This window comes from Methylophaga sp. UBA2689 (genome assembly GCA_002354555.1).
GTDB lineage: Bacteria > Pseudomonadota > Gammaproteobacteria > Nitrosococcales > Methylophagaceae > Methylophaga.
Genome location: DELT01000031.1, coordinates 107,805 through 115,271, shown reverse-complemented (window position 1 = coordinate 115,271; position 7,467 = coordinate 107,805). Strand labels below are relative to the sequence as shown.

Sequence of the window (7,467 nt, the reverse complement as noted above, 5' to 3'; positions counted from 1 at the left end):
TGCATGCCGGGGGTAAATTTTCCAATAAAAATTATCGTTTCTCAGGTGGTCTGCATGGCGTCGGTGTCTCTGTCGTCAACGCCTTATCCAAACGACTGGAAGTTAATATTCGCCGTGATGGCATCAGCTACAGCATTGCTTTTGAAAATGGTCTGTTAGTTGAGCCTTTAAGCGAAACCGGGACAGTCGGCAAAAAAAATACCGGTACTAGCGTCAGGTTCTGGCCTGACACCAGTTTCTTTGATGCGCCAAAGTTTCTGGTCTCACGTCTGCGTCATGTTTTGCGAGCCAAAGCGGTATTATGTCCGGGTTTAGTCGTTACCTTTGAAGATTTAAGCGGTTCCGAAAAACAAAATGATCGCTGGTGTTATGAAGATGGGTTGAACAGTTATCTCGCCAATGCGATGACCGATGTACCCTGTGTGCCAGCTAAACCTTTTGTAGGCCATTTTGCCGATGAAGACCAGGAAGTTGACTGGGCCCTTATGTGGCAACTTGAACCGGCGGAGGTGATTGCAGAAAGTTACGTCAATCTTATCCCGACCGCACAGGGAGGTACGCACGTAAACGGTTTACGCTCCGGATTGCTTGATGCTTTGCGTGAGTTTTGCGAGTTTCGCAGTCTGCTGCCACGCGGTGTAAAACTATCGGCAGAAGATATCTGGGAACGCTGCAGTTACGTATTATCAGTCAAACTGCAGGACCCTCAGTTTTCCGGACAGACGAAAGAACGTTTGTCTTCCAGACAATGTGCCGGGTTTGTTGCCGGTGCAGTAAAAGATTCGTTCAGTTTATGGCTCAATCACCATATTGAAGATGGTGAAAAAATAGCCGAGCTGGCCATTAACAATGCCCAATCACGTTTAAAACAGGCAAAAAAGGTTGTACGTAAACGGGTGCAATCCGGTCCGGCACTTCCCGGTAAACTGGCAGACTGTACTTCTCAGGATCCATCGCGTACCGAACTGTTTCTGGTGGAAGGGGATTCTGCTGGTGGTAGTGCCAAGCAAGGTCGTGACCGTGTATTCCAGGCCATCATGCCGTTGCGCGGTAAAATTCTGAATACCTGGGAAGTCGAAGCCTCGCAGGTGCTGGCTTCACAGGAAGTTCATGATATTGCTGTTGCAGTAGGTGTTGATCCAGGCTCGGATGATCTTGCTGGGCTGCGGTACGGCAAAATCTGTATTCTTGCCGATGCTGACTCGGATGGTGCGCATATCGCCACGCTGTTATGTGCGTTATTTGTCCGACATTTCCGGCCACTGGTCGAAGCAGGGCATATCTGTGTGGCGATGCCACCGTTATATCGGATCGATGTGGGCAAACAGGTGTTTTACGCATTGGATGATGAAGAGAGGCAAATCATTCTGGACCGTATCGAACGAGATAAAATTAAAGGCAAAGTAAGTACCCAGCGCTTTAAAGGTCTGGGCGAGATGAATCCTTTGCAATTACGTGAAACGACCATGGCTCCGGACACACGACGCCTGATTCGACTGACCATTGATGCCGAAGACGATACCTTTATGATGCTCGATAAGCTGCTGGCTAAGAAACGGGCCGGTGATCGAAAAGTCTGGCTGGAACAGCATGGCGATTTGGCTGATAGTTTAATCTGAACTGAGAATTTTGAATGAGCACTATAGTTGACGACCTGGAACAGCAACCGCTTCGGGATTTTACCGAAAAGGCGTATCTGGGATATTCCATGTACGTCATTCTGGATCGTGCCTTACCGCATCTGGCTGATGGCCTTAAACCAGTCCAACGGCGCATTGTTTATGCGATGTCCGAGTTGGGCCTCAGTGCTGTATCCAAACATAAAAAATCCGCTCGAACCGTCGGTGACGTTTTAGGTAAATATCATCCGCATGGCGATTCGGCCTGTTACGAAGCCATGGTGCTGATGGCTCAGCCATTCTCCTATCGCTATACCCTGATTGATGGTCAGGGTAACTGGGGGTCAATGGATGATCCCAAATCGTTTGCTGCGATGCGCTATACCGAAGCACGTCTGGCGCCGTATGCCCAAACATTATTAACTGAGCTGGGGCAGGGCACAGTCGAATGGATGCCTAACTTTGATGGCACCATGGATGAGCCACAACTGTTGCCCGCAAGACTTCCCAATGTATTATTGAACGGTGCAACCGGTATTGCCGTGGGTATGGCAACTGACATCCTGCCGCACAACCTGCGTGAAGTGGTAAATGCCTGCCTGTTACTGCTCAAATCGCCGAAAAGTACGCTGGATGATCTGTTAACTGAAATTCAGGGTCCGGATTTCCCTACAGGGGGGGAAATCGTCTCGCCTCAGGCCGAAATTCGTCGTATCTACGAAACGGGTCATGGTTCGATTCGTCAGCGAGCCGCTTATAAAGTCGAAGACAACGAAGTTGTGATTCATGCGCTGCCATATCAGACTTCCGGTGCCAAAGTGCTGGAACAGATCGCCGCACAGATGAATAACAAAAAGCTGCCAATGGTCGCGGATTTACGGGATGAATCCGATCACGAACAGGCGGTTCGTCTGGTGATTGTGCCGCGTTCCAATCGGGTGGATATTGAAAGTCTGATGTCGCATCTGTTTGCGACTACTGATTTGGAACGTAGCTACCGCGTCAATATGAATATGATCGGCCTTGATGGTCGGCCGCAGGTGAAAAATCTGCTGCAGATGCTCAGCGAATGGTTAACCTACCGGATTCAAACGGTACGCCGCCGCTTGCAGTATCGTCTGGATAAAGTGCTGGATCGCATGCACGTGCTGGAAGGCCTGCTGGTTGCTTATCTGAATATAGATGAAGTCATTGCGATTATCCGTTATGAGGATGATCCCAAAGCCGAGTTAATGGCCCGATTCAGTCTTAGTGATCGTCAGGCCGAATCGATTCTCGAATTACGTTTGCGTCATTTGGCCAAACTGGAAGAAATGAAGCTCAAAGGCGAAATGGATGAGCTCAGCAAGGAACGTAAATCACTGGAATTATTACTGAGTTCGGAAACCCGTTTGAAATCGTTGATCCGCAAAGAGCTGACAGCGGATGCCGAAAAATATGGTGATGACCGTCGTAGTGAAATCAAACAACGTGATGCGGCCAAAGCACTCAGCGAAACCGAATTATTACCTACAGAACCCCTGACAATTGTGTTATCGGCCAGTGGTTGGGTACGTGCGGCTAAAGGCCATGATGTGGATCCGGGATCCTTAAATTACCGAACCGGCGATCGTTATCTGGCATCGGTGAAAACCCGAAGTAACCAACAGGTAGTGTTTCTGGATGAAAGTGGTCGAAGTTATTCACTGGCCGCGCATACCTTGCCATCGGCAAGAGGCCAGGGAGAACCGCTCAGTGGTCGATTGCAATCCGCTCCGGAAGTACGCTTTATTGCGGTAATTGCGGCCGAGAATGATCAGATGGTGTTGTTATCCAATACTGCTGGTTATGGTTTTGTCACTCGCTTTGATAACTTACTGGCTAAAAACAAAGCCGGTAAAGCCTTATTCAATCTGCCGGATAAAGCGGCGTTATTACCACCATTGGTGGTCGATACAAAAACGCCGCAACAACTGGCGGTTGCCGCGGGTGATGGACGATTATTAGTCTTCCCAATCAGTGAAGTGCCAGAACTCAATAAAGGCAAAGGCGTCCGATTAATCAATATTCCGCAGGCACGTTTCACCAGTGGCCAGGAATGGTTGCAATCGGTCACGCTGGTTCCGGAAAATCACAGTCTGACGCTGCACGCCGGACGTCGTCATCTAACGCTGAAAACTGCTGATCTGCAACACTATGCCGGAGAGCGCGGCAAACGCGGACATAAGTTGCCCAGAGGATTGCAAAAAGTCAGTTCCGTTGAAGTAGCCGAGTAAAAAACTCGGTTACTTGTTATCCTATTAGGCTGAATTCACAATGCCTGATAGAGATGCTGGATATACCTTCTGATCATTTTTCCGTTACCGCTGTATTGCTGAAAAAAATCAGTCAACACCGCTGGGCCAGACATTCCTGGTCTTTGCTGGGTGTCATTCCTGGTCTGAGTGAAACACAACTGTCCAACGCGCAGAACGAAGGTGAGCTGCATTATTATCCCGATCTGCACCTGCGTTTGTTTCGGCATTATTGTGATAGCTATTATCAAAATCTGATGTCAGAACAGGCCAAGATTTATTTTATCGGCCGCCTGGAAAATGATCTGTTCACCCCGGTTTTACTGACCGTGGATTTCGATGAAGCCGCTTCCTATATGGAAGCTGGCGATCATGTGATGGAAGCAGCTTTGCCAGATGAATTATGTGTCTGGTTGGAACGCTTTCTGATCTATCACTACGCACCGGAAGCTCCCAAAAAGCGCCGTCGTGAACGGTGGAAAGATAATGATGGAGGCGCTCGATGAAAGAAAAATCAGCATCCGAAAACTTTTTATCACGCTGGTCTCGCCGTAAGCAGCAGACCAATATTGCAGAAGAAACGGCAACTGAACAATCAGCGCTTACCGAACAAAACCTGACAGATGAACCTGCACCAGCCAAAGAGCCAGCTGATTTGCCTGTTTGGCAACGTGAGAATGTCGATCCGGAAACCAAAAAACAGGCATTACGCGATTTATTTCGTAAACCGGGCTTTAATCAAACCGATGGGCTTGAAGAATACGAAAATGACTATAACTATCATGCTTTTGCTGGGTTGGGCTCTGTAGTAACCCATGAAATGAAGCGGATGCTGGAACGCCAGCTGGCGGAAGGTGAAGCAACTGAACATCCAGCGACCGCTAATCCTGCAGAAGACGCTGAACAGAATAACGACACAAAACCGCGAACTAATCGCGACGAGGAGGATAACCCCATTGCATAACGTGGTTTTGGAAGCAGGCCGAATTGAAATTCATCCGGTGCAATTGATTGAATTTGAATCGCGTGGTCGTTTATTGATTATTGGCAGTGGCGAAGCTGTTTCTGCCGTGGCAGCACATTGTCAGCCATTAACTATCAGTGCATGTTTGACCGATTCAGCAACCGTTACGAGTGATGATGTGACCTTGTTAGCAGGTGAGCTGGATAGCTTGACCGGCTGGCTGGGTGAATTTGATGCAGTAATTGCAGGGCAAACATTACGCTTTGATTTGGTGTTGGATTTGAGTGATTCGCCAATTCTCAAACAAAAAGTGTCACCTTTGGGCTATTTTGCCCCCGGCGAAAATCAACAAGCTTTGGCCGAAGCCTTACAGCAATTGCCCGATCTGATTGGTATTTTCGATAAACCGCGGTATTTCCAATACAAACCGAATATCTGTGCTCATTCCCGCCGAGGTATTCAAGGTTGTAATCAGTGTCTTGAAGCCTGTCCCGCTGAAGCTATTAGTCATGCCGGTGATGAAGTACGGGTAGATCCCAATTTATGCCAGGGTTGCGGCAGTTGTGTGGCGGTTTGTCCATCCGGTGCAATGAACTATGCGTTGCCAACGCTGGACGTTAGTCTTGAACGGTTACGTTCAATGATGCAGCAATATGACGAACTGGAAACCCAGCCACCGCATATTTTGATTCATGATGAATCCAATGCTCAAACCTTGTTGGAAATGCGCGGTCATGAACTCACTGACAACGTTATTACCTTCTCGATTGAAGAAATTGGCGCATTGAGTATGCCATTCTGGCTGGCGGCGATGGCCTATGGCGCTGCTGGTGTCACGGTTTGGGATGCGCTGACCCATAGTGATCATGATTGGCAGGAATTGCAGCAGCAAATAACCTTAACCAACGAATTATTGAACGGCATGGGCTATTCAACCGCCATTCACTGGCATCAAGGCAATGATTTTACGGCCTTAAAATCCCACATCCAGCAGTTACCCAAAACAGAGGCTGCCACTCCAAGCCGCTTTGCCGGTATGGATAACAAGCGCCGCGTCAGCACCATGGCCTTATCGCATCTTTATGAAAACGCCCCTTCACCTCAGGCAGAAATCAAACTGGAAAAGCCGGCTCCGTTTGGCGAGATTCTGGTCGATAAACAGGCTTGTACGTTATGTATGTCTTGTGTATCGGTATGCCCGGTTGGCGCATTGGTTGATGGCGTCGACAAACCGCAACTTAACTTTATTGAAGATTTATGTGTGCAATGCGGTATTTGTGAAACGGCCTGTCCTGAAAATGCCATTAGTCTGGCACCACGTTATATGTATCAACGAGATCAGGCACGGCAAAAGCGCATTTTGCATGAAGAGGCGATTTTTCATTGCATCAGTTGTGCAAAACCGTTTGCCACTCAGAAAATGATCGACACGATTACCGCAAAATTAAAAGATCATCATATGTTTCAGGGCGCAGCGCTGGAACAGCTGAAGATGTGTGAGGATTGTCGTGTCAAAGCCATGTTCAAAAAAGGTTAACCAACGTGGAAGATATTGAAGAAACTCAGTGGCGTGCCCAAACCTATGCGCTTTTAGCCAATTTACTGGCGACCCCGCCAGAGCAGGACTTGCTTGATAACATCAGTAGTTTGCAAGTGACTGAACCTGAAAGTCCTCTCGGTCAGGGGTGGCAGGCTTTGATAGATGCAGCAGCACACAACAGTGCTGAACAAATCGCAGATGAATATCAATTATTGTTTATCGGACTGGCTCAGGGAGAGGTGATTCCATACGGATCATATTACCAAAGCGGTTTTTTAAATGAAAAACCCCTGGCGAGATTACGTGTTGACCTGGGGAAACTGGGGCTGGAGCGGCAAGAGGATAAAGCTGAACCCGAAGATCATATCGCCGGTGAGTGTGATGTGATGCGACTTATCCTGTCAGCGAACGGTATCCCGGTTATTGATGATAAAGCCTTTTTCAATGCGCATTTACGCCCCTGGGCAGCCAAGTTTTTTACTGATTTGGCCAAGGCAAAAAGTGCCGTTTTTTATACAGCCGTCGCATTATTGGGCAAACATTTTATAGAAGCGGAACTTCAACGACTCGAACAATGACAGATAGTTTGAATTTGCAGGCGAATCTCCTTGAACAGTAACCCCGTCTGCGCGATAATTAAGGCTCAATTTGTTGTCAATGTTGACAACCCCTTGCTTGTCACTGCATTGAATTTCATTCGGAGAAATCCATGACTGCAAAGCCATCAAATAGCCGCAGAGAATTTCTGCACAAATTGACCGCCACAATCGGTGGCACGGCAACGTTGGCTTTAACAGCAAATACGTTGCAAGCTGCTCCGCAAAAAATTGCAAAAACTCCCGCTGAACCCGCTCCTGCTGCAAAAGGTTATCAACATACCGAACATGTTGAAACTTACTACCAGCGCGCTGACTTTTAAAAGACTGACGTTATGAAACTGACTAAACGTGATCCGGCAGCCATTATCAGTGGTATCTCTGGCGTAAATCGTAGAACCTTTCTGAAAGGTTCAGGTATCGCGGCAGGTGGAGCAGCCTTTATGAGTTTGCTGCCTAATGCAATGATTCAGAA

The 7,467-nt window shown here is 47.9% G+C and carries 8 protein-coding genes; all 8 read left to right on the top strand.

The window, feature by feature from the left end; genetic code table 11:
- A partial coding sequence (gene parE, locus B3M51_RS03265) for a DNA topoisomerase IV subunit B (protein WP_292756800.1) occupies positions 1-1,619 on the top strand: 1,619 nt, incomplete at its 5' end.
- Between the two features lie 14 nt (positions 1,620-1,633).
- Positions 1,634-3,874, top strand: coding sequence for a DNA topoisomerase IV subunit A (parC, locus tag B3M51_RS03260; protein ID WP_292756798.1), 2,241 nt, complete (start codon positions 1,634-1,636; stop codon positions 3,872-3,874).
- Positions 3,875-3,927: 53 nt separating this feature from the next.
- Positions 3,928-4,398 carry a DUF3305 domain-containing protein gene (locus tag B3M51_RS03255; protein WP_292480272.1) on the top strand — a complete coding sequence of 157 codons (471 nt, stop codon included), beginning with the start codon at positions 3,928-3,930 and terminating at the stop codon, positions 4,396-4,398.
- Positions 4,395-4,856 carry a DUF3306 domain-containing protein gene (locus B3M51_RS03250; protein ID WP_292756796.1) on the top strand — a complete coding sequence of 154 codons (462 nt, stop codon included), beginning with the start codon at positions 4,395-4,397 and terminating at the stop codon, positions 4,854-4,856. The genes B3M51_RS03255 and B3M51_RS03250 overlap by 4 nt, the downstream gene beginning before the upstream one ends.
- Position 4,857: 1 nt before the next feature.
- Complete coding sequence (locus B3M51_RS03245; RefSeq protein WP_292756810.1) at positions 4,858-6,393, top strand: 4Fe-4S binding protein; 1,536 nt, start codon at positions 4,858-4,860, stop codon at positions 6,391-6,393.
- A gap of 5 nt (positions 6,394-6,398) precedes the next feature.
- Complete coding sequence (locus tag B3M51_RS03240) at positions 6,399-6,974, top strand: TorD/DmsD family molecular chaperone (protein ID WP_292480268.1); 576 nt, start codon at positions 6,399-6,401, stop codon at positions 6,972-6,974.
- A gap of 131 nt (positions 6,975-7,105) precedes the next feature.
- Positions 7,106-7,315: a Tat pathway signal protein gene (locus tag B3M51_RS03235; RefSeq protein WP_292480266.1), complete on the top strand. Its 210-nt coding sequence runs from the start codon at positions 7,106-7,108 to the stop codon at positions 7,313-7,315.
- Between the two features lie 12 nt (positions 7,316-7,327).
- The coding region (locus B3M51_RS14440; RefSeq protein WP_414673427.1) for a twin-arginine translocation signal domain-containing protein at positions 7,328-7,467 on the top strand (140 nt) is incomplete at its 3' end.